At 67.6% G+C, this 561-nt stretch carries 1 protein-coding gene; it reads right to left on the minus strand.

Features of this window, described 5'->3' with window-relative positions; genetic code table 11:
- Positions 1 to 561 (minus strand): DDE-type integrase/transposase/recombinase (locus AC0QUY_RS42765; protein WP_475391764.1); only part of this gene is annotated, 561 nt, incomplete at both ends.

The following is a 561-nucleotide window of genomic DNA, read 5'->3' on the forward strand; positions in this document are numbered from 1 at the left end:
TGAGTTCGGTGCCGTTGTCGCTGACCACCGTCTTGGGCTTGCCGCGCTCGATCACCAGCCGGTCCAGCTCCCGCGCCACACGGGTGCCGGAGAGCGAGGTATCGGCCACCAGTGCCAGGCACTCGCGCGTGCAATCATCGACAACGGTGAGGATACGGAAGCGGCGGCCGTCGGTGAGCTGATCCGACACGAAGTCGAGCGACCAGCGGTCGTTCGGCGCCCTCGCCACCGTCATCGGCGCCCGGGTCCCGATCGCCCGCTTGCGGCCGCCACGGCGGCGCACCGCGAGCCTCTCTTCCCGGTACAGCCGGAACAGCTTCTTGTGGTTGACCAGATAGCCCTCCCGCTTGAGCAGCACGTGCAGGCGTCGATAGCCGAAACGACGACGTTCCTGGGCGATTGCCCGCATGCGCTGGCGAAGGCCGGCTTCGTCGGCCCGGGTCGTCTGGTATCTCATGGTCATGCGGCAGCAGCCGATGGTTTTACACGCCCGCCGTTCGCTCATCCCGAAGGCGCCTCTGAGATGGGCGACAGCTTTCCGCTTGGCCGCGGGCGTCACCA

Source organism: Bradyrhizobium sp. WYCCWR15520 (assembly GCF_056174665.1).